A 22,141-nucleotide genomic window follows, 5' to 3' on the forward strand; every position below is an offset into this window, starting at 1 on the left:
GTAGATATTTTAATGAAACGTTATACTAGTTATGGAGCACACTACCCTTCAATACTTGTTCTTTTTGTGTATATAAATTACCGGCCATAATTGTTTTTGCATCCCGCCCCACATTTTCCTTTATATTCCCGGCAACCACGCTGTTCTGAAAATATTCTTTAGGTAAAAGCGCCAGTTGATAGGTTTTTACCTTATCTACAATCACCTCATGTGATTTTAATTTCTGCACATAATAATTGAGGTTTTTGTTTCTTTCAGACATCTCATTAAAATCTTTTTGCAGTTGTGCAATCTGATATCCTGTTTCAATGGTTTTATTTCTCTCCCATACAACCAACACCGCCATCGTTATTATAATAGCAAACATTACCAACCATCTGAACATCTCCATGTTAAATCCTTTCTGCAACTCTGAGTTTTGCGCTTCTGCTCCTCGCATTTCTTTCTATTTCAGAAGCACCCGGCCTTAATGGTTTTTTGGTTATTATGTGAAAAATATTTTTATCTTCCATCTCTATAAAACTGTTTTTCACAATTCTATCTTCCAGTGAATGAAAGCTTATGACGGCAATACGCGCACCTTTTACCATAGAAAAATGAATCTTATTCAAAAATTTTTCCAAACTTTCCAATTCTTTGTTAACTGCTATTCTCAACGCCTGAAAGACCCTTGTTGCAGGATGAATTCTGTGTCTCATAGATGGCACAGCACGTTCTATTATCCTTGCTAACTGTGTTGTTGACTTTAATCCGGATACACTTCTTTCTTTTATTATCCGCCTTGCAATTCTTTTTGACCAACGTTCTTCCCCATATTTTTTTAACAATGCCTGCAAATCCCGTTCAGATATCTTACGTAATAAATCCTGCGCCATAAAAGAAGCCGTCCGGTCCATTCTCATATCAAGCGGGCCTTCTTTAGAAAAACTAAATCCGCGCTCTGCGCTATCAAACTGCAATGAAGAAGCACCCAGGTCGAGAAGTACACCATGAACTCCGTCAATGCCAGCCTGCCGCAATACTTCATCTGCATCAACATAATCGGCATGATACAATTTAAATGGGCATCCTCTGTCCGATAAACACTCTTTTGTCATATTTAACATATCAAAATCCTTATCAATACCAATCAAACAACCATCAGGTTTAATCCTGTCCATTATTTTACCTGCATGCCCTCCACCTCCTACCGTGCAATCCAGAATAATGCTCCCCGGCTGCAAACACAGGTATTCCAACACCTCGTCAACCATAACAGGCTCATGAAGCAGATTATCTTTTTTAACATACATATGATATTTTCATTAAAAACCTGCGTGGGTTCAATCCCGGAATATCTCATAGATTTCACAGTGATTATAATGCGTTTCTGCCATTCATCGGTTATAAGGAAAGTCATGCTTACTGGAATAAATCTTCTGCAATTTCTTCATATTCCTCGTTAGTTTCCGATTCAAAGTCGCTCCAGTTTTTTTCATCCCATATTTCAATCCGGTTGTTCACACCCACAATAACAACATTTTTCTGTATATTCGCAATTTCTTTGAGGTACTGAGGAATTAATATGCGACCATGAGGATCCGTTACGCTAATGTGTTGGGCTTTAGAGAAAAAAAGACGCTGAAATTGTCGCGCCTTTTTATTCGTAAAAGAGGATTGTTCTATTTTGGAAACAACACCTTGCCATTCTTTAGGGGTGTACATGAAGAGACATGTATCGAGGCCCCGCGTTATATAAAACCCTTTCCCCTCAACTTCTTCGTTAATGCTTTCACGCAAAGAAGCCGGAATGGCAAGGCGGTTTTTAGTATCTATTGTGTGTCGGTACTCTCCGGTGAACATACGCTTTCCCCACTTTTCACCACTTTATACCACTTTATACCACTTATGTGGCTATGAAATTATCTTATTTTTTCTTTTTGTCAACAAATATTTTTCCCTTTGCTTCTGCATAATCCGCGTAATATTAACTATCTATCCAAATTGTTGTCATATTGTCATGTTCGGATACTATATGTTGTAGTAATAAAAAAGAATGTTTTTCCTAAAATTTAGCGTATGTTTTTCTTTTTTTCATGAATTTCCATAATTGAACACTGTTTTTTTTAATTGTTATTTTCTTAGATGTCTTTTAATATGAAGTAAATAAACCAAAGTGCCTCTAATTTTCTGTTTTTCATTGCTAAATACCGGAATGCCTGACGTCTCTGTCATTTCTCATAAATTATCCGATTACGATTTCGATCTTCCAAAAGAACTTATTGCCCAAAAACCTACGGAAAAAAGGGATAATGCGCGGCTTTTGGTTCTATATCGCCGCTCTGGCAGGATAGAACATCGCAGATTCAGTGAAATTGCCGGTTACCTCCGCCCCGAAGATCTTCTCGTGTTGAATAATACGAAGGTTATTCCGTCACGGATAGCTGGTAAAAAACCTCAGGGGGCATATGTAGATTTATTGTTCATAGAAGAATTGGAAGGTAATCACTGGAAGGCTTTGCTAAAATCAAATGGGCTGTTGAAGAAAGGAGAAAAGATTTATCTTGATAATGCCGCCGTTTCAGCCTGTTTACTTGTAAAACATGAAGATAACTCGTGGATATTGCGGATAGAAAACGGGGCGAATATAAGGGAACTTATTCACCGGACCGGAGAAATGCCATTACCTCCATATATAAAACGTCCTAAAAAAAACAATACACTTTCCACCCTGGATGCAGAACGATATCAGACCGTGTTCGCTCAAAAGGAAGGCGCTATCGCAGCCCCAACGGCGGGATTACATTTCAGCGAAGATGTTTTGGGAAAAATAAGAAATAGCGGAACAGATATCGCGTTTGTCACGCTTCATGTCGGATTAGGCACGTTTTTGCCTATCAAAACGGAAGAGATAAAAAATCACCGTATGCATAAAGAATATTACGAATATACAAAAGAATTGCTCCCAAAAATAACTATCACCAAAAACCGGGGTGGACGCATTATTGCAACCGGAAGCACGTCATGCCGAACGCTTGAAACGATTGCATTGAATAACAACATACATCAGTTTTCTGGTTATACAGATTTGTTTATATATCCGCCATATCCTTTTCAATACGTTGATGCGCTCATTACCAACTTTCATCTTCCGAAAACCACTCTTTTCTTATTAGTTTCAGCCTTTGCAGGAAGGGAACAAATTTTTAACGCCTATGAAATTGCCAAAAAAGAGGGATATCGCTTTTACAGCTACGGTGACTGTATGCTGATCATTTAATTCTGTTGACTTAACCATAAAGCTTATCCACACTTTGTGAGTGAAAATTTATTATATTTTTGCGCAGAACGTAAGAATAAAATGCCGCAATAGAGATAATTTGTAACACTTTAGTTTTTTGAAAAATTCCCGGTATAGAAAAAATACCATGTAGCCCCGTTAGGGGCGGTCTGTTTGTAGCACAATAAAATTCAATAGAGTAAATAGCTCCGTAGGAGCGGCCTGTCCATATTCAGGCAGACCTGTTTAATATGGGTTTACAAGAGACAGGTCGCTCCTAACGGAGCTAATATCTGTTATAATATCCTATTTTGCTACAAACAGGCTGCTCCTATGGAGCTTATAGGTAATACGTTTTTCAAAAGACTAAAATGTTACGATAATTTACTTTTTTCAATAAAAATATGAATAAAAATATCCTTTTCTTATCTCCAAACGCTAAACTGACGCTTGAAAAGAGATATTTAAAAAGAAATGTCTTAGGCAAGATCATAGAATCGCCTGAAGATATGTTTCGCAGAGTGGCAAAAAATATCGCCTCGGTTGATTTAATTTATAATAAAAAGGCTGATATTGTTTCCATGGAAGAAGAGTTTTACCACCTTATGACCTCACTGCAATTTTTGCCCAACTCACCTGCATTAATGAACGCAGGCAGGCATCTGCAACAATTGCTCGCATGTTTCGTATTGCCTGTAGAAGATTCCATCGAAGGCATATTTGATACCGTAAAACAAGCCGCATTAATCCACAAAAGCGGGGGCGGCACCGGTTTCAGTTTCTCACGCATAAGACCAAAAAATGATATTGTAAGCGCTTCATGTGGTATGGCAAGCGGCCCTGTTTCCTTTATGAAGGTTTTCAATGAAGCGACGGAGGCCATAAACCAGGGTGGTTTCAGACGAGGCGCAAATATGGCGGCGCTGAACGTAAATCATCCCGATATTTTTGATTTTATTCATGCAAAAAATACTGAAGGTGTTTTGACAAATTTTAACATTTCTGTCGGGATTACGAATGCATTCATGGAAGCAGTGGAAAATGACGCACCATTTCCCCTCATTAATCCGAGAACGAAATTGGTTGTCAAAACAATAAGGGCAAAAGTGCTTTTTCAGGAAATCGTACAATCCGCATGGAAAAATGGCGAGCCGGGCGTTTTATTTATTGATGCCATAAACGCCGCCAATCCTACCCCATTGCTTGGGAGTATTGAGGGAACAAACCCCTGTGGAGAACAGCCCCTGCTGCCTTATGAAGCATGTGTTTTAGGATCGGTCAATGTTTCGCAAATGACTACATACAAAAATGATCATTACGAAATGAATTGGCACACATTGGAGAAAACAATCCATCTTGCCGTGCACTTTCTTGACAATGTTATTGATGCAACAAAGCATCCATTACCTCAAATTGAAGTGTTAACCAAAGGCAACAGAAAAATAGGATTGGGGATCATGGGATTTGCAGACCTTCTCATAAAACTCAATATTTCCTATAATTCAGAAGAAGCCATGAGATTCACTGATAAACTTTTAAGATTCTTCTCCGGAAAAGCAAATGAAGCATCTGAGAGATTGGCATCAGAACGCGGTATGTTTCCCAACTATGAAAAAAGTATTTATGCCCGGCAAAATGGCCCCAAATATAGAAATGCGACACGAACAACAATAGCGCCTACAGGCACTATCAGCATTATTGCCAATTGTTCCAGCGGCATAGAGCCTCTGTTTGCCATTGCATATACAAGAAATGTTCTCGTTGAAGGTGGATTACCGGAAATCCATCCGTTTTTTGAAAACGTTGCAAAAAAAAGAGGACTGTATACTGATAAACTTTTAGCAGAGGTAAAAAGGGAGGGTTCAATACAAAATATTGCCTATATTCCAGATGATATAAAAAGAATATTTACAACGGCAAGAGACATTTCACCGGAATATCACGTAAAAATTCAATCTATCTGCCAAAAATATATCGATAACGCCGTTTCCAAAACTATTAATTTTCCAAAAGAATCAACCGCTGAGGATGTGGAAAAGGTCTTCCTGCTGGCATACAGAAGCGGTTGTAAAGGAATAACCATTTACAGGGATAAGAGCAGAATGTCACAGGCGCTTTCCTTTGAATGTGCATGCACAAAAGATCTTATTGGCAAAAATACCGTTGTGTTATAGCTGAGTCCCAATATTGTTTTAATTTTTGCATATCATTTGGCTTCACAATAAAATTATCCACCCCACCCATCAAATAACTGCTACGTTCCCGAATGTTTTCCGACAGTATCGTAGTTGAAAGACGCGGGAAATATTTTTTTACTTTTGTAATAAAATCCAATCCCTCCTCACCGGTAATTTCAGTGTCTAAAAGCATAAAATCAATTTTGTTCATATTTAACACATTCCATGCGTGTTCCGTATTAATGACAAAAATGGTATTCAAACCCTTTTGGTCTGTAATCTCATAAAGCTGTTTTCTCACTGTATCTCTGAGGCTAACAATCAGTAGATTTTGATTCGACCGTTTTTCGTTTTCAATATATTGACGAAACATATTTTTATACAATATTTTTTTAAAAACCACTTCAACAACAATAGTGAGTTCTCTTTCATTAAAACCTTTTATGAGATATTCATCCAAACGAAATGATAAAAGGTCTATCCATGTATCTACCGAGTCTATTTCCAATATTATTCCCAAATCAGCAAATTCGGTCTTTACATCTTTTAACAATTCATACTCATTAATCTTTGCAGATTCAAATTCAGTAACAAGAAGATCGCATTTGTTTTTGCGTAATATACTCATAGCATTGTGTTTTTGATTTACCGCAAAAATAATATACCCTTGCTTTGATAATATATTTTCAATTGCACTGCATTGGGTTTCCTTGGTATAGAGCACCATTATTTTCAGGTCTTTCTTCATTTTACAACGTTTTTTTATAACCTCAATACCATTAACCTCTTCCTGCAATTTCTCCATAGAATCCTCGTCTATAGATAAAGCGCCTATGTCATACTCTTCACCGGACGAAGTGGAACGTTTTAGCACCCTCCTTACCTCCACAGATATTTTCTTTTGCGGCTTTCGATACAAATTGCCGGAAACGCCGGCAGGAGATAAGCTGAATTTAATGATTAAATGGTTTGACGGCAACAATGAACGATTGATAATAAACCTGATTCCGTGCTGAGAAACATCCTTAATAGTAATGGGTATTTCTTCATTTGAATAATCATTCAGGCTCCTATCTAGGATCGCACACGTACCACTTATCTTCATATCAAAACGTTTCTCTGTGCGTCTTTCTCCTGATTTCTGAGGTGTGTCTGGCGGGTAAACAATGACAGGTGCAATTTCTGCTGCTGCTGCTGTTGCAGGGATGGTTGCTTTTGCTTCTGATTCCTGAATTAATTCATCGACAAAAGACCTGATATTCCTAAGTTCATCGGCCGCTAAATTCCGAAGCGATTCCTTCCAGTTTTCATTTTGCATGGACAATATTCAGAAAAAGTTTTTCTTTTATTACTGTGTAAAAACTTCTTTTTCTGCAAGGTTTTTCCCTTCCTCACGAAAGAAGGGGAGATTATCTTTGGTTGAGGCTTGCTGCGCTGTGTTACTGCCTTCGGGTGTTCAATGACAGAAGACGGCTCAACAACCTAGTTTTTGTTTTAAAATCGTTAGAACCTTCTTCCCATCGGCTGTTCCGCCGCATTTGTTCATAATAAGTTTCATTGCAACGCCAAATTCTTTTCCGGTAAATTTGTTTTCGTCAACAACTTCATCAACAATTTTCTGAACATCTTCATCAGAAAGCTGCTTTGGAAGATATTCCTCCACGATAGCAAGCTCATTATCTATTTCTCTTGTCTTTTCCGGTAACGAAAGCCTTTCATACTCTTCCCGCGTCTTTTTTAATTTTTTCTGATACCCTTGAACTACTGCAGCATAATCTATCTGATCCCTTGGCTTGCCAGATGTCTCTGCAATTTTTATATCCGCAAGCATCATACGCAAGACGGAGGTTCTCATCTTATCCTGCGCTTTCATGGAAGATTTTAAATCTTCTTTGATCTTTTCATTTAAATCCATAGTTTATTCCCCGTTAAATGAATACCCTTCAACCTTATGCCCGCAATTGGGGCAATACGCAGGGCTGCCCTCATAATGTCTCCCACAGTATTTACAAGGCGTCAATATCTCCACCTGCGACTGTTTTGGCCGTGTAAATAAATACAACGGCAAAAATACGATCATAAGCAAAAACGCACCTAACATCCATCCGACGGCAGAAATGGTTTTATATCCTTTACTTTTGGCATCCATGTAAACCCAAACAGCCACCGCCGCAGCAATAAGCAATCCAATAAATCTCATAACCATTACCCCTTCCCTGGTAAGGGTGAAATATAGCACACAAAACTTTTGTAGTCAAATAATTATCATTGCAGCATCTTGCACCGGCAAACGATTTATTGTAATTATATTTTTATTTTATACAAGAAAATTAACCTTGAAACTATTTTATCCTGTAGTAAAATACCTTGAAATTTTGTTAGTGAGAAAAGCCTGCAAATATATTTATACAAAGGATGGTGTCGATGAAATACATATATACGGCTGAAGATTGTCCAAAGTGCGAAACGTTGAAGGAAAAATACAGGGCAGATGGTATACGATTTGTTGAAAGAAACGCCGAAAGAATCAAACAGCCTGAAGATGATATTGACAGAGAGGCCTTGGTACAAGCTTCAATGCAAAATATGGAACTACCCGTTGAGGTAGACGCTTAAATCAACACTCGTGAATTTTGCAATATGATTGTAGCCAGAACCCCCCACGTTTTATGCTTCGCCCCCCAAATAAAGCAGAGACGCAAAATTTTGTGTCTCTGCTTTATTTCAGGCAGCAAAAATTAGTATAATCTCTTCAAAAAGACAGTCTTTTTTACACTTTACAAAGACACTCGTTATCCCATCCCGCCATTCACTTTTTATTTTAGAATCCTGCTTTAGCTGTTTTCCCCTTGGTGTAATACTTTAAGGACACTACGACTTATTACGGAACAATTTATTCTCTTGAAAAACTCCTGAAAAGCTTCGTGAGGAGGAACGGCCTAAACAATACATCGCTCCTTTTGGAGCTTTATCATCGTATTTGGTGTTTTAGCTTTTTAACATTTCATCCCTCCGGGGTTGTTTAAAAAAAATTAAAGTGGTACGAAAATAAAAAATAGATGAAAACAGGGCAATATTTTGTAACGATTTATTAGACTATTATGTTATAATCCGCGCTTATTTAGTAATTTGAATAAAAAAAACTTCATTAAAATTTTGTAAAATGGTAAAAATATATATTCCAGGAGAACATTTAATAAATAAATTATGTTATATGATACGTGTAGATTATTATTTTATTTTATTCACTTAACTCAATAAAATAGTGTTATGACCATATTAAAACAAAAAACAGAACGTTTAGATCAAATAAACAACGAAAATAACCCGGTTGAGGAAGAAATAACAGAATGGAACCAGGAAGAAGAAAAGAGCCGCGATTATGATTCTGTACGATTATATTTAAATGAGATGGCAAAAATACCACTGCTTACCCCTGCAGAAGAAATCTACCTTGCGAAGAAGATACGGGTTATGAGCAGACTGCTCCATCGCAAGGTGCTGGGTTTTGATTATGCCTTGGAAATGTATATACGACTACTGGAAGGAGTGGAGAGTGAATCAGAGCTTGTTCAATTTGTTGAATTATCAGCGGCAAGAGAACAAAACCGGGATGCAGTTGTTGAACAGATTCACGCGGTTACCAGCAATATCAGAAAGAGCATAGAAAGCAATTTAAAAGATTATGAAAAGATTCGCAGGGGAAATATTGTGCGGGATAAAAAGCTGAGGGTGCATAAAAGTATTCTCGTAAGAAAGAGAATGGCGATTAAAGAGTTAGAATCCATTAGTGTACGGTCGGAAACCATACTGCCGGTTATGCGTGAATTGTTAGAGGTTTTATCGACAATTGCGGATTATAATAGAAAACGTACCGTCCATCGTAATTTTAAAAGGGAATTATGCAAAGAACTTTCTTGTGATATCAATGAGATAGAGGCATTGTTTGCAATGCCGGCGAAAGAGTTGAAAAAAATTATTTTTTCTATTAATTCCATTTACAATGAATATGTGATGGCAAGAAAGCGGTTTTCAGAGGGAAATTTACGACTGGTAGTAAGTATCGCAAAAAAATATAGAAAACGAGGGATGGCTTTTCACGACCTTATCCAGGAAGGTAATACGGGGCTTATGCGCGCCGTGGACAAATATGACTACAGGATGGGTTTTAAATTCAGCACATATGCAACATGGTGGATAAAACAAGCTATTATCAGGGCAACAGAAGAAAAAGTAAGAACAATACGAATCCCTGTGCATATGATGGATGTAATCAATAAGTCTACTTACGTGGCCAAAGCCGGACAGGGATCATCTGCGGAAAAAATACAGTTAGAAGCCATTGCAAGGGATACCAATACGCCATTGCCTGAAATATATAGATTGCTTCAGATAACATCACAGCCTATATCATTAGAAACACCAATTGGCAGTGATGGAGAAACAATGTTTGAAGATTTTATTCAGGACAAAAAAATAGACGCCCCTATATTTCTTGCCCAGCGTTCTTTATTAAAAGAACAAATACAAAAGGTGCTTGATACGTTAAGTTACCGCGAACGGGAGATTATTAAATTACGTTTTGGAATTAGTGATGGATACACACACTCATTGGAAGAAATCGGAAAGAGGTTCAATATAACCCGCGAACGTATCCGGCAGATTGAAGCTATTGCCCTTCGTAAACTTCAACATCCGGTTCGCAGTAGAAAACTGGAAGGATTTCTTGAAGGTACGATGAATTAAAGGAAATTCAAATATCAGTATTGCAAAAATTTACACAGGGGATTCACTGGAAAATATGGCGAATCCCCTATTTTTTTCTCCATATTTTTCCAATTATCTTATTAATGTTGTCTCTCTGGCCAAGTGGCAAAACAGATATTTTTTTAAATAAAAAAACAGGTAACAATAAAAGGAAATGTTAACTACCGGGCGATAGTTAAGCAGCTCTCCCTAAGCAGCAAAATATGCCATATTGAAAAACGCGGTGGATTTAGCCCAAAAATCTATCAAATAATTATTTGTTCTTGTAAACATATCATCATAAACAAAGCCGTTTCGCATGGCAAATAATTATACGAAAACGGCTACAACGACAGGGAATGATTGCAGGTAAAAGGAAAGGTGAGATTTTCCGGAATGTTTCATTACCTCCCCATTATTGTACATGGGTCGGCAGTAGGTCATGAATTTATCTTTTTAACAGATTCACGTCATACCGCGCATGAATTTAAAAATGATTTATCAAAAAATATCCGGGAGTGTTAACCGAAACAAACTAACTGCTTCCATGCAGGTACAGACCTGCGATTTTATACCTTATCGCGTCTTCTTCTACGTCTTTTTAAAATGTATTTTCTCCTGTTTAACCGATGTTTTTTCTTACCCTCAAAACCGCAAGCCATACTAACTCCTTAAAAACTTTCAGAATAATTTCTAAATAAGTAAACGTAAGGGGAAATGTTACCAATAATAGGTTTCAAATTCAATAAAATATTAGATAAAAACGAAGTTATTTATATCATTAAAATCCTTATGTGGGTTTTATCTTCACAAATGAGCAACGTTTTATAACAAATCACCAGAATCACCAGTTACATTAGAGTAGAAATTAGTTCTGGCTTGTCCATGTTGGTGGAGTTCTACACACCACATGAACTATTGTTTTGAAATGGATAAAAGCAATAATTTCTCTTGCTTTAATGATAAAGTGTGATAATATTATTTCCAGTGATTGGTTGTACTGTACCGGATCGTTGCATATAGGGAAGTTTATAACGAGGCTACAAGGTGTTACAACCTTGTAGCTTTTTTAGTTTATAATGTTGTTTTTTTAATTATGAAAGGGGGTGATTTTAAGAATGCCACAGGGTACCGTTAAATGGTTTAACGACTCAAAGGGTTTTGGTTTTATTTCTCAGGACAATGGAGAAGATGTATTTGTACATCAGACTGCGATCGAATGCGAGGGTTTTAGAACTCTTGCAGAAGGAGATAAAGTAGAGTTTGAAGTCGTAAAAGACCAAAAAGGCTACAAAGCCACAAAAGTAGTCAAATTATAAATATATTTATTAAGCATACTCGTATATTTTGCCGTATATAAAATACTATTAATGTTGTATATTGAAAATATAGAGTACTATTAAAAATATTGTTATAATTAAGGCGCAAAAGACCCTGATAATTGTAAAAATTTATTGGGGTCTTTTTTTTCTTATAATTATGGTGATACAAGGGACAGCTACCCTTTTTCTTTGACATTTTAAATTAAAAGGATTACTATTTTTTCATGGCACGAATCGCACGAATCACAGTCCCGCGTTACCCTCATTATGTAACACAAAGAGGCAACTATCAAAAGCCTGTTTTTGAAACAGAAGATGACTATGAGCATTATATTCAATGGCTTCATGAGTATGCCGGTGAATACTCTCTGAAGATATGGGCATATTGCCTTATGCCTGACCATGTTCACCTCGTTTGTGTACCTGCCGAAAAAGATTCTCTTTCACGCGCATTAAATCTGCTTCACATGAGATATTCACAATATTTTAATCGTAAACGAAATGAGAAAGGACATCTCTGGCAAGGAAGATTTTATTCTTGCATCCTTGATAAAAAACACACATACGCCGCTGTCCGACATATAGAAAACAACCCTGTTCGTGCCGGCATCGTAAGAAAACCACATAGGTATAAATGGTCGAGCGCGTACAGTCATGTCACCCAAAAGAGAGATGGTATTTTATCTTACGATTGCTATTTAAATGCCGAAATCGAAGATTGGTCAGAATATTTAAGAGAAAAGGATTACGAACAAATCATTAAAAATATAAAGAAATGTTCAATGACGGGACGTCCTTGCGGTGATGACCGATTTATCAAGAAATTTGAAAAACTCCTGGGGAGAAGAATAAAGACGCTGCCACCAGGAAGACCGCTCAAAAACAAATGACAACTACCCCCCATCCTGTTTTAACCATTCAATATTTTAAAGCAAGCGCAATACATTTCAAGAGACCTTAGTTAATTAATGAATAAAAAAATCCGGTTGCAGACATTGACACTTTGGGATTTTCCTTCCCAGCACTATCTTCGTGAACAGGAACACGCCCAGAACTACAAGGGAGCCACTCCTTCTTATATCATCTGGAACCTATTGCAGCGATATACACGACCAGGAGATGTTGTAATTGACCCCATGTGCGGCGCAGGCACAACCCTAGATGTTGCTAAGGAGCTAAACCGTGAGGCATTAGGGTTTGATCTGAATCCAACACGCAAAGATATTAAACAGGCAGACGCACGGAAAATCCCCATAGAAAAGGCAACAGCAGATTTTGTTTTTATCGATCCTCCCTATTCAACCCACATCACTTATTCAGGAAAAGAAAACTGTATTGGAGAATTAGAGGCCACTTCCGGGGAATATTACACAGCATTGGAACAGGTAATCCGGGAAATACACCGCATACTCAAGCCCCGCCGCTATATGGCGCTTTTGGTATCCGATTCGGCAAAAAAAGGGAAACCGTTTCTTCCGATAGGGTTCAATCTGTTCAGCATTCTGAGCGATTATTTCCTGCCGGTGGATATTATTGCCGTAACACGCCACAATGCAAAACTTCTCAGGAATCACTGGCACAGCGCAGCAGTTGAAGGAAACTATTTCCTTAGAGGCTTTGGTTATCTTTTTATAATGTACAAAATGGGCAAGGGAGAGACTCCCGGGAAGTGGCTCGACCGCAGAGCTTCCAAGGAAACCCAAAAACAGCTTGACTCATTTACGATCAAAAAGAAAAACCAGGCAGGTTTTTGTAATCAACCACAGTAATATTCACTAGCAAGGCTAAACGATGAGCTACGTATAAGGATTTTTAAGACAACACCCCTTTCCCCCCTTTGCAGTATCCCAAACTGGCTTTAATACAAACACAATAAAGAGAGTTCCCAATCCGCCGGAAAACCAGTTCATCACTATATCCCTCATATCAAAGCATCTCATCGGCAAAATTGCCTGAATAAACTCATCAATTGCGCCTACCAAACATACCAAAATGGTTGTATACACATAGATTAATTTATTTTGAACGTCTATTCTTAACGCCCAGAACAGAATACCGCTTAAAATCCCGTAAAATAGCAGATGGAATCTCTCCGCACCATTCACACACATATACTTCAACAAAACAAGGCATGCCAGAGATATCACAAAAAATGCCGCATAAACAGAAACATTCCTTGCCTTTTTCCGGTAAACTAAAAAGAAAAGGGAATACACTCCCGCGATACTTACGAATATCCCGCTCAAATAGTTTACTTTTTCTCCCAGCAGTCGCAGTGCAAACCTCCAAATCGCAGGAGCAAACGGCAGGAAGGCATAGAGGGCAATGATATATGCAACAGTAATTATCCATCGCCATTTTCGTGATACATTTTCTGCTAATTCCGTCAGATGTTTAATGGTGGTGCTCTCAAGATTAAGTAAGTGGTGATAAGTACTAAGATAATTTAGCGCTAAGCCCCTGCGCCATTTTTATTTCTAAATCATGATTCACCGTCCATGCCGTGCGGTGTGTTACCGCATCTATCAAAGTGCTTGCGGAAGGGAGACCGGTCCCGCTCTTTTTCAGTCCCCCAAACGGCAAATGTACCTCCGCGCCTATTGTAGGTAAATTAACATACCCAAGTCCGTATTCACAGTCATCCCTTATCCGCCTCGCCTTTCGAAAATCTTCCGTAATTACTGCACAGGAAAGACCATATTCTGTATCATTATACACATTAATAGCCTCATCAATACTTTCCACAGGGATAATCGCCACATGAGGCCCAAAGACCTCCTCATGGAGAACACGGCTCTTTGGATTATTTTTCATTCGATATACAAAAGGAGACATAAAGTACCCCTTATCATATCCCCCGCCAGTAAGCCTGGAGCCGTCAAGCAATACCTCCGCCCCCTCATTCTTTGCAAAATCGTTATATCGTAAAATTTTTTCTGTTGCTGCTTGATTTATAACTGGTCCCATAAATACCTCTTCGTCAAGAGGGTTGCCGATTTTAATCCGTTTGGCGAGTTCAACAAATCTCTTTTCAAATTCTTCAAGCATATTCACATGTAAAATCAACCTGCCTGCGGAAGTACATCTCTGCCCTGAAGTTTTAAAGGCGCTGAGAATAGAGGCATTCACCGCTATCTCCATATTGGCGCCATCGAGAACTATTATCGCATTTTTCCCCCCCATCTCGCAGGCGCACATTTTGTTATAGGATTCAGCAGCAATCTTCTTTATCCCTTCACCAACTTCACATGAACCGGTAAACAATATTACCTGTGTATCGGAATGTCTTACCAACGCATCTCCACAACCTCCATGTATTACATTAATTACTCCGGGAGGAAATCCTGCAGCATGCACATATTCTGCAATTTTATTAGCGACGCAAGGCGTCTCCCGGGACGGTTTTAACACAACGGTATTCCCCTCCACTACAGAGGGACAAATCAGCCATAGTGGAATCGCAAAGGGAAAATTCCATGGCGTAATTGCGGCAACAACACCTTTTGGCCTCCGTCGCATGAAGGAGTCTTTTTCTACAATCTCCGAATCAATAATATCGCCATGCGGCATCCTTGTTGTGCCAAATATATATTGAACCATATGAATGCCTTCCGTTACATCCGCACGCCCTTCCGCAATCCCTTTCCCGCATTCTTTCGATACCAACTGAGAGATGGCTTCTCTGTCTTTTTTCAGCAACTGCGCCAATTCATCAAGATATTCGCCGCGTCTTATCCGTGAAATTTTTCTCCATGTATCATAAGCGGTCTTTGCCGCCAGCACCGCATTATTGACGTCATCTGCAGAAGAAAGGGGAAATGTCCCTAGCACCTCATCACAATACGCCGGATTTCTGCTTTCAAACACTTCAGATGAAGCACTATCAACAAATGCGCCATTGATGTAGTTTTTACCCTTCATAATGCAATTCCCCCCTCAAATAAAATAGTAAGAAACATCCCCATTGAACATAACGGTAATAAGTAAATCTATGTAACACTTTAGTTTTTTAAAAAAGAACCACCAAAAACACCGGAGGGGAAAACTCTTTTAATAAAAAAAAAAAAATAATAACAGATCGTAGAGACAGGTTTGAAACCTGTCTCTGCAATTATGAGCAACCTGTCTCTTGTAAATCCATATAAACAGGTCTACCTGAATACGGACAGGCCGCTCCTACGGAGCTATTTACCTTATTGAATTTTATTGCGCTACAAACAGACCGCCACTAACAGGGCTACATGGTATTTTTTCTATCCCGGGAATTTTTCAAAAAACTAAAGTGTTACAAATTTATTGTTATTTTCTGCTTCTGCGGTAACATAATCTTTTTGTCTGTATTCTGCGCCTAGCATCCATTTTATATCACATTGATAAATACGAGTCAATTTCACTTTGCCCGGCGGTATATTTGATTTCGATAAAAAGCAACCAATTTTGCAAATTGAAAAAAAACAGTAACACATTCCCTTTGCTTATAACCACTCGTATGAAATAACTGCTCCCGATTAATAGTTGGGAGCAATTGACTCATTTGGCGAAAGAGTCACATAAAAAAAGTATTTAAAATCGCATCATACTGTGTTATCATTCATTTTCGTAGCGTTTACGCCATGTTTTTCAGAAAGAAACACTGGCATGAAAAGATACCTCAATACAAGAACATCAACAAAACACCTAGAATTTGACTACATTAATAATAGATAAAATAAAAGAATTAAAGAAAAAAAGAAATGCAATAATACTTGCGCACAACTATCAAAGGGGTGAAGTACAGGATATTGCGGATTACGCCGGGGATTCCCTGGGATTATCACAACAGGCCGCCAAAACTGAGGCGGAAATGATTGTTTTCTGCGGGGTACATTTCATGGCAGAAACCGCATCAATTCTTTGTCCCGGCAAATTGGTGCTTTTGCCTGATGAAAATGCAGGCTGCCCGATGGCAAATATGATTACCCGGAAGGAACTTATTCTGAAAAAAAAGGAGTATCCCGGTGCAAAAGTTGTTTGCTATGTAAACAGTACCGCCGCAGTAAAAGCAGAGAGCGATATCTGTTGCACGTCATCTAATGCAATAAAAATCGTATCTTCATTTCCCAAAGAACAGGAAATACTGTTTGTTCCGGATAAGAGTCTGGGCGGGTATGTATCAAAACAGCTCAACCGTCCCATGATTCTTTGGGAGGGCTACTGCCCAACACACCACAGGATACTGGCGGAACATATTGTAAAAGCAAAAAAGGAACATCCTCAGGCAAAAATCGTGGTGCATCCTGAATGCACACCTGATGTTATTGAGCTGGCTGACCATGTTGCAAGTACGACTGGAATCGCAAAATATTGCAGGGAATCCAGTGCAGGCAAATTTATAATCGGAACCGAGATCGGTCTTTTACATCGCCTAAAGAAAGAGAACCCGCAAAAATCATTTTTCGCAGTTACACCGCTTTCCGATTGTCCCAATATGAAGCTCATTAACCTGGAAAAGGTATTGTGGGCTTTGGAAGACCTTGTATATGAAGTCAAGGTCGCTGAGGATATCGCGCAAAAGGCACATTCCGCTATCCAGAAAATGCTGGATTTATCGTAAATTTTCAGTGGAATATATTCAAATACACCTTGCTGAAATTAAAAATTTGATCACAGTTGAGTAGTATGGATACGAAAGAAAAACTTAATAAATTAAGAAACTATGCAGAGGCATTGGAAAGTGTTGTTGTTGCTTTTTCAGGAGGAGTGGACAGCTCGCTTGTCGCGAAAGTTTGTTTTGATGTTTTAGGCGGAAAAGCTATGGCAGTCACTGCCCGTTCAGAAACATATCCCGCCTTTGAATATGAAGAGGCGACAAAAATAGCAAAGGAGATTGGTATCTCCCATATGACCATCCATACCAGCGAACTTAATATTAAGGGCTTTGCGGAAAATCCCACGAACCGGTGCTATTTTTGCAAATCGGAATTATTTGGAAAACTGAAAGACATTGCAAGGGCACAAGGATTCAAGAATGTTGTGGATGGCGCCAATTTTGACGATACAAGTGAACACAGGCCCGGGCTTGAAGCTGCAAAGGAACTCAGCGTACGCAGCCCTTTAAAAGACCTCGGATTCAGGAAGTCCGACATACGCGAAATATCAAAATACCTCCTTCTCTCAAACTGGGATAAACCGTCATACGCCTGCATGTCATCCCGCTTCCCATATGGAGAAGCCATTACTGAAGACAAATTAGTTCTCGTTGCCGCCGCAGAAGATTATTTGCGAAGCATTGGGCTGCGACAATTTCGCGTCAGGCATCACGATACCATAGCAAGAATTGAGATACTGCCGGAAGATTTTCTCAAATTATTACAAAACGGCAAAAGAACTGAATTAATCAATACATTCAAGGAAATAGGTTACAAATACGTCACTCTCGATGTAGAAGGATACCGTAGCGGCAGTATGAATGAGGTGCTTAAACAATAAGTACATACTTTTCGATTATCCTTCACAATGGTATTTATAGCCAAACAAATATGATTTTAGAGATTTGGCGATAAAATGGCTTTCTAAAAAACAGATTTATTTGACTAGGCATATTATCAAACACACCCCTAAATCCCCTCTTGATAGAGGGGACTTCTTATCTCCCCTCTAAAAAGAGGGGCCGGGGGTGTGTAAATTTTTCGAAAACCTTATTTGTTTGACTATATTATAGAAATATGTTTCAAATAATGTAACTATTCAGCGTAAACATTACACGGCTCCCGGCGGGTTCAGGTTTGCAAACATGAACCCGCCGGGGTTTACGCTTAATAGTTACAAAACTTTTTGGTATACCTTTCAACAATAGGCATATCTGAAAGTCCATTCATGGGAATATATTTGTTATTTTTACAAACGATTCCATTCATCAACGGTAATTTCACTACCTATTATTTCTTCCGCTTCCCTTATCATCATACGAAGTTGAGGCACTGAATACTCATCATTAGACGGAATAGTGAGACAGTATTGTTGATAGACAATAAACTTGTGTCTGGTTCCAGAAAAAGGACCGTCAAAACCGAGTTTTCGTAAACGGCGAATAAAATCTCTCCGTTTACAGGGCGTCCATCGGCTCACGGGTTGGCTCCTTATTCAAATCGATACCTCTAATCACTGGTAAAGTATGGCCAAATTTCAACCCAACCAAAATCCAATCTTCAAGTGTTGAACGTAATTCGTCCTCACACTGGTGCAATGTAGTACCAAACGCCACAACCCCTTTACAAACAGGAATACGGCCTGAAAATGTACTATCTTCAAGCTTGTCGTAAAGGGCTTGTGCCATAGCTTGTTCCACATACTCACTGAGAATATACCTCGTTCCTTGCATTCTATACCTCCTGTTTGAATAATGCCAAAGATTAATTCGCATCTTTTTGTCTGCGTAATCTGCGAAATCTGTGGTTCCGCCTTGCTAGATTTTATCGGATGAACGTCTGAAACTCATTTTTCGCATTTTATTTTCTTTTCGTCTTTTTCATCACAATCTAAATGTTTTTTTCTTCTCATGCTTCAAGGGTTACTGTCTGTTTTGATTAATTCGTCTTTTAACCCTTTAAGTTTTAACCTAACGTGTTCATTGGGATTCCCTTATATTGATAATTATTGTGTAGAATAGGTAGCTAAAAGGTACCGTAGCGGCAGTATGAATGAGGTGCTTAAACAGTAAAGTGCAGACTTCTTTATTCGCTTTAGCGGAACGGTCTGTTTTTCTCTTCTTTTAAATCAGTATTAATCTTTAATCCTTTTGCCATAATTTTTCCAGGCCAAGCTTTTCCAGACCAAGTTTTCCTTTTAACTTATCCAATCCCTTTTCGAGTTCTTCCTTTCCATAATAATTCATCATCGCATTGAGTACATAACTTGTATCCAACAATGGTTTTGGATTACTCATCGTCCCGGTAACGGTAACGGGCAAGACAATATTCCCCTTTTCATTGAGAAGCGCCTTTAAAGGTTTAGCTTTTTTGGTCAACTTTTCTGAATGTTCAGAAGACAATATAACTTTGCCGCTTAAATCAAGTTTCCCGGTATCAAAATTGATATCCCCCTTTAGCTTTGCGTCTGAACCTGGAACATCAGGGGTATAAATATTTTCCAGATAACACTTTTTTAAATCAAGCATATCATTTAAAAGAGAAAATTCACCGTCGAGAGAATCAAATCGTGTTACATCATATTTTTCCAACACATCTTTCTTTTCCCCTGCATATTTGTAAACTTCTTTTATCCCCAAAAGAGAATCTATTATCGTTTCCATTAAATTTACGTTTTCGATCTCTCCTTGTAACAAACGAAACGATCCATTAGCATTCGTTACCATTTTATCGTTTTTCCCCAGAGAACCGCCCATGTCAAACGATCCGGAAAAAACTCCTTTCATCATACCGCGGTATTGAGTAAAAGCATCAACAACGCCATCTATCCTTACTGCATTTATTATAGGGCTTGCATCCCACTGCATGCTTTTGGAGTCATAGTTTCCTGTAAGTGAAATATCTCCCTCAAAGGTACGCATTTGAAAGCTCTGTATTTTCAAAATATCATCCTGGAAACTATATTTCCCCTTCGCTTCTTCAAAATTAATATCCAATATAGTTCCATTTCCCATTTCAAGCCCCCCGTCTGCTGTGATATTGTCCGCCAGCTTCTTTGCCAATAGTTCAAAACGAATCGATTCGGCAACATCTTTACGTTGTTTCGTATTTTCATCTTCTTTCTTATCAGAAGATGCGGGGAATTTAAACAAAAGTTTAGGGGATGAAACGTGTAGATTCACGAATGCGTCATCAAAATTACCTTTCATATAATTCTTAATACTAACCGAACCCTCCGGCTCATATTCTTTCAACAAAGGAACAATTGCATCCCATCCCTTCAACGAAAATTCATTCGCGGTACTCACCAAATCAAAACGAGGGTTTACCATATCTTCTATCGAACCAGAACTATTAAGGGATGCATTTTGCAAATTAACTGCAAAAGCCTCCAGTTGAATGATATCTGCAATTTTATTTGCTTTTAGAGATATTTGAAATGGGATATTTTTTTGCTTCTTAAATACCTCTCCATAGAGTATTTCCGCTCTCGTCATATCCGTATGCCCGGATATTTGCATAGCATCCTTACTTCCGCTTGAAGTTATCTCCATGTTTAAAGGTCCTGTGAATCGAAAATCTTGCGGCAACGCTTCTTTAAAGACAGGGTATAGTGCTAACGCTTCGTCAAGTGCATTCATTTTTGCCATGAGGGTTACATCCCATTGCGGATCTGTTTTTATATTTTCTATAGTGCCCGTCAATGAAACATTGTTATCATTCAACGCCAAATCCAATTGCTGAAAACCGATATCCCCTTTTCTGTCATCATATTTGATCTTTTCTTTCAGTGTAATATTTACGTTTTGTATTTTTTCATCAGAGTCTTTTATGGACATTACAAGTTTTTCGCCCTGAATCACAGACTCTAAATCCAATCCTGAATGAACAGAGCCCTTTATATTTGCCGTCATGTATAAGATTCCTTCAAGGGGGGATAGCATTAAACCATCGGGAATATAGGGGACAAATTTGTGGAGAAATACATTTTGGACGGAAACGTGAATGTCCATAGCAAGACCCACAAGATCCATATTATCTCCTACTGGTCCGACCATGCCCTTTATAAGAAGATTTTGCTCTGTTGTCCCCTGTAAACCGGCTGATGCATATATCCGTATCGGTTTATACAAAGACACATTTTTTAATTCTATATTTAATGAATCAAAAACCATCGTCACCGGTGCATCAGGAACAAAATTATCCAAAAAATGTATTTGCCCACTGTGTAAGGTGAATTGGGAAACCATTAATCCTGCCAGAAAAATGTTGTGTTCGCTATCAGGTTTTTTTTCACTCCCTGATTTTTTTTCTTTTCTCTTTTCATCCTTTGCCTGCGGCTTTTCGTCTTCTTCGGCATCACTTGCCATATCAGAAAAATTAAACACCCCATTTGAATTCCGAACCAGGCGCACAACAGGTTCATCCATGATCAACTTTTTGATTTGTATCTTTTTCTTTAATAACGGAAACAACGCCACCTTTATGCGAAGACTCTGCAAAGACAGAAAATCTTCACTTCCAAATTCCGGATTGTCCGCAATACGCAGTCCATTGATTTCTACCCCCAAGCCGCTTATTAGGGTAAGTTTAACATCAGCAAAATCAAACTCCCGATTCAGATATGGCTTTGCAAGTGTAATTATCCTGTCTTTATACTTATTTAGGTCAATTACAAAGGGCGCTGCAATCACTGCTATTAAAAGAAAAACAAAAACAGATGAAAGTATGATTATTATTTTCCGCATTATAAATATTCTCCCGCGTAATACCGCGTTAAGATATACCCCTGTCCGGCGGGAAGCCAGGTTATGTTCGGGGCTGTGTTATGTAATGCTATGTTTCCAGACAGATGCCGCCCCCGACTAAATGCTTCTTGCCATTTGGACATAAAATTTAACATCTTGGAGCTTCATAAAACAAAACATATGTTATTCCCAAAAAATTAAACTGCTTGGGTAAAGGCCAGGGCGGGAGCAGGGGGTTGAATTTAGCGAGTAGGGCGCACCC

General features: G+C 38.5%; 20 protein-coding genes. 9 read left to right on the forward strand and 11 right to left on the reverse strand.

From position 1 onward, the window contains the following. Positions 1–25 precede the first annotated feature (25 nt). The 3 genes from M5U24_RS00675 to mraZ all read right to left on the reverse strand — a co-directional run bounded on the left by M5U24_RS00675 (position 26) and on the right by mraZ (position 1,842). Complete coding sequence (locus M5U24_RS00675) at positions 26–391, reverse strand: hypothetical protein (protein ID WP_099326361.1); 366 nt, start codon at positions 389–391, stop codon at positions 26–28. Position 392: 1 nt separating this feature from the next. Beyond that, positions 393–1,292: a 16S rRNA (cytosine(1402)-N(4))-methyltransferase RsmH gene (rsmH, locus tag M5U24_RS00680; RefSeq protein ID WP_099326360.1), complete on the reverse strand. Its 900-nt coding sequence runs from the start codon at positions 1,290–1,292 to the stop codon at positions 393–395. A gap of 109 nt (positions 1,293–1,401) precedes the next feature. Then, positions 1,402–1,842, reverse strand: coding sequence for a division/cell wall cluster transcriptional repressor MraZ (mraZ, locus tag M5U24_RS00685; protein WP_099326359.1), 441 nt, complete (start codon positions 1,840–1,842; stop codon positions 1,402–1,404). A gap of 313 nt (positions 1,843–2,155) precedes the next feature. On the opposite strand from mraZ, the gene queA reads away from it, so the two are divergent. Next, positions 2,156–3,259 carry a tRNA preQ1(34) S-adenosylmethionine ribosyltransferase-isomerase QueA gene (queA, locus tag M5U24_RS00690; RefSeq protein WP_230408010.1) on the forward strand — a complete coding sequence of 368 codons (1,104 nt, stop codon included), beginning with the start codon at positions 2,156–2,158 and terminating at the stop codon, positions 3,257–3,259. Between the two features lie 404 nt (positions 3,260–3,663). Continuing rightward, positions 3,664–5,433 (forward strand): adenosylcobalamin-dependent ribonucleoside-diphosphate reductase, encoded by a 1,770-nt coding sequence (locus M5U24_RS00695; RefSeq protein WP_298201304.1) that lies wholly within the window; start codon positions 3,664–3,666, stop codon positions 5,431–5,433. Here the strand turns inward: M5U24_RS00695 and M5U24_RS00700 are convergent. From M5U24_RS00700 to M5U24_RS00710, 3 genes are all read right to left on the reverse strand, one after another. Continuing rightward, positions 5,405–6,754 carry a response regulator gene (locus tag M5U24_RS00700; RefSeq protein WP_298201305.1) on the reverse strand — a complete coding sequence of 450 codons (1,350 nt, stop codon included), beginning with the start codon at positions 6,752–6,754 and terminating at the stop codon, positions 5,405–5,407. The genes M5U24_RS00695 and M5U24_RS00700 overlap by 29 nt on opposite strands. A gap of 156 nt (positions 6,755–6,910) precedes the next feature. Continuing rightward, positions 6,911–7,351: a GatB/YqeY domain-containing protein gene (locus M5U24_RS00705; protein ID WP_169703179.1), complete on the reverse strand. Its 441-nt coding sequence runs from the start codon at positions 7,349–7,351 to the stop codon at positions 6,911–6,913. Between the two features lie 3 nt (positions 7,352–7,354). Beyond that, positions 7,355–7,636 carry a hypothetical protein gene (locus M5U24_RS00710; protein ID WP_099326354.1) on the reverse strand — a complete coding sequence of 94 codons (282 nt, stop codon included), beginning with the start codon at positions 7,634–7,636 and terminating at the stop codon, positions 7,355–7,357. Between the two features lie 224 nt (positions 7,637–7,860). Here M5U24_RS00710 and M5U24_RS00715 point away from each other — a divergent pair, with 224 nt between their 5' ends. The 5 genes from M5U24_RS00715 (at position 7,861) to M5U24_RS00735 (ending at position 13,273) form a co-directional block, all read left to right on the forward strand. Continuing rightward, the gene (locus M5U24_RS00715) at positions 7,861–8,052 is read left to right on the forward strand and encodes a hypothetical protein (protein WP_099326353.1); all 192 of its coding nucleotides are present in this window, start codon (positions 7,861–7,863) and stop codon (positions 8,050–8,052) included. A 654-nt stretch (positions 8,053–8,706) separates the two neighbouring features. Next, positions 8,707–10,182, forward strand: a complete 1,476-nt coding sequence (locus M5U24_RS00720; protein WP_298201306.1) for an RNA polymerase sigma factor RpoD/SigA — start codon at positions 8,707–8,709, stop codon at positions 10,180–10,182. A gap of 1,118 nt (positions 10,183–11,300) precedes the next feature. Beyond that, positions 11,301–11,501 carry a cold-shock protein gene (locus tag M5U24_RS00725; protein ID WP_099326351.1) on the forward strand — a complete coding sequence of 67 codons (201 nt, stop codon included), beginning with the start codon at positions 11,301–11,303 and terminating at the stop codon, positions 11,499–11,501. Between the two features lie 227 nt (positions 11,502–11,728). Further along, positions 11,729–12,394, forward strand: coding sequence for a transposase (locus tag M5U24_RS00730; protein WP_099326350.1), 666 nt, complete (start codon positions 11,729–11,731; stop codon positions 12,392–12,394). 78 nt (positions 12,395–12,472) lie between these two features. Further along, positions 12,473–13,273, forward strand: a complete 801-nt coding sequence (locus tag M5U24_RS00735) for a DNA methyltransferase (protein WP_099326349.1) — start codon at positions 12,473–12,475, stop codon at positions 13,271–13,273. Positions 13,274–13,300: 27 nt separating this feature from the next. Here the strand turns inward: M5U24_RS00735 and M5U24_RS00740 are convergent, their stop codons facing one another. Next, entirely contained in the window at positions 13,301–13,750 is a 450-nt protein-coding gene (locus tag M5U24_RS00740) for a VanZ family protein (protein ID WP_099326348.1), read from the reverse strand. Positions 13,751–13,940: 190 nt separating this feature from the next. Next, on the reverse strand, positions 13,941–15,425 hold the full coding sequence (locus tag M5U24_RS00745) for an aldehyde dehydrogenase family protein (protein ID WP_099326347.1): 1,485 nt from the start codon (positions 15,423–15,425) through the stop codon (positions 13,941–13,943). Between the two features lie 763 nt (positions 15,426–16,188). On the opposite strand from M5U24_RS00745, the gene nadA reads away from it, so the two are divergent. Together nadA and larE are read left to right on the forward strand one after the other, a co-directional pair. Continuing rightward, positions 16,189–17,097, forward strand: a complete 909-nt coding sequence (gene nadA / locus M5U24_RS00750) for a quinolinate synthase NadA (RefSeq protein ID WP_099326345.1) — start codon at positions 16,189–16,191, stop codon at positions 17,095–17,097. 65 nt (positions 17,098–17,162) lie between these two features. Next, positions 17,163–17,972, forward strand: coding sequence for an ATP-dependent sacrificial sulfur transferase LarE (gene larE, locus M5U24_RS00755; protein WP_099326344.1), 810 nt, complete (start codon positions 17,163–17,165; stop codon positions 17,970–17,972). 408 nt (positions 17,973–18,380) lie between these two features. Here larE and M5U24_RS00760 read toward each other — a convergent pair whose 3' ends face one another. From M5U24_RS00760 to M5U24_RS00770, 3 genes are all read right to left on the reverse strand, one after another. Next, a complete protein-coding gene (locus tag M5U24_RS00760) occupies positions 18,381–18,611 on the reverse strand; it encodes a type II toxin-antitoxin system HicA family toxin (RefSeq protein WP_169703175.1) in 231 nt (76 codons plus the stop codon). Continuing rightward, entirely contained in the window at positions 18,589–18,864 is a 276-nt protein-coding gene (locus tag M5U24_RS00765) for a hypothetical protein (protein WP_099326343.1), read from the reverse strand. Before M5U24_RS00765 ends, M5U24_RS00760 begins: the two co-directional genes overlap by 23 nt. A 408-nt stretch (positions 18,865–19,272) precedes the next feature. After that, positions 19,273–21,879, reverse strand: coding sequence for an AsmA family protein (locus M5U24_RS00770; RefSeq protein ID WP_099326341.1), 2,607 nt, complete (start codon positions 21,877–21,879; stop codon positions 19,273–19,275). Between the last annotated feature and the right edge of the window lie 262 nt (positions 21,880–22,141).

This window comes from Candidatus Kuenenia sp., from assembly GCF_027493735.1.
GTDB classification, from domain to species: Bacteria; Planctomycetota; Brocadiia; order Brocadiales; family Brocadiaceae; genus Kuenenia; species Kuenenia stuttgartiensis_A.

Excerpts from the sequence above, each read along its gene's own strand:
- larE (WP_099326344.1), top strand. The coding sequence starts at position 17,163 with ATGGATACGAAAGAAAAACTTAATAAATTAAGAAACTATGCAGAGGCA.
- M5U24_RS00720 (WP_298201306.1), top strand. The coding sequence starts at position 8,707 with ATGACCATATTAAAACAAAAAACAGAACGTTTAGATCAAATAAACAAC.
- M5U24_RS00725 (WP_099326351.1), top strand. The coding sequence starts at position 11,301 with ATGCCACAGGGTACCGTTAAATGGTTTAACGACTCAAAGGGTTTTGGT.
- M5U24_RS00710 (WP_099326354.1), bottom strand. The coding sequence starts at position 7,636 with ATGAGATTTATTGGATTGCTTATTGCTGCGGCGGTGGCTGTTTGGGTT.
- mraZ (WP_099326359.1), bottom strand. The coding sequence starts at position 1,842 with ATGTTCACCGGAGAGTACCGACACACAATAGATACTAAAAACCGCCTT.
- rsmH (WP_099326360.1), bottom strand. The coding sequence starts at position 1,292 with ATGTATGTTAAAAAAGATAATCTGCTTCATGAGCCTGTTATGGTTGAC.
- M5U24_RS00730 (WP_099326350.1), top strand. The coding sequence starts at position 11,729 with ATGGCACGAATCGCACGAATCACAGTCCCGCGTTACCCTCATTATGTA.
- M5U24_RS00745 (WP_099326347.1), bottom strand. The coding sequence starts at position 15,425 with ATGAAGGGTAAAAACTACATCAATGGCGCATTTGTTGATAGTGCTTCA.
- M5U24_RS00700 (WP_298201305.1), bottom strand. The coding sequence starts at position 6,754 with ATGCAAAATGAAAACTGGAAGGAATCGCTTCGGAATTTAGCGGCCGAT.
- M5U24_RS00675 (WP_099326361.1), bottom strand. The coding sequence starts at position 391 with ATGGAGATGTTCAGATGGTTGGTAATGTTTGCTATTATAATAACGATG.
- M5U24_RS00765 (WP_099326343.1), bottom strand. The coding sequence starts at position 18,864 with ATGCAAGGAACGAGGTATATTCTCAGTGAGTATGTGGAACAAGCTATG.
- M5U24_RS00715 (WP_099326353.1), top strand. The coding sequence starts at position 7,861 with ATGAAATACATATATACGGCTGAAGATTGTCCAAAGTGCGAAACGTTG.
- M5U24_RS00705 (WP_169703179.1), bottom strand. The coding sequence starts at position 7,351 with ATGGATTTAAATGAAAAGATCAAAGAAGATTTAAAATCTTCCATGAAA.
- M5U24_RS00770 (WP_099326341.1), bottom strand. The coding sequence starts at position 21,879 with ATGCGGAAAATAATAATCATACTTTCATCTGTTTTTGTTTTTCTTTTA.
- M5U24_RS00695 (WP_298201304.1), top strand. The coding sequence starts at position 3,664 with ATGAATAAAAATATCCTTTTCTTATCTCCAAACGCTAAACTGACGCTT.
- M5U24_RS00735 (WP_099326349.1), top strand. The coding sequence starts at position 12,473 with ATGAATAAAAAAATCCGGTTGCAGACATTGACACTTTGGGATTTTCCT.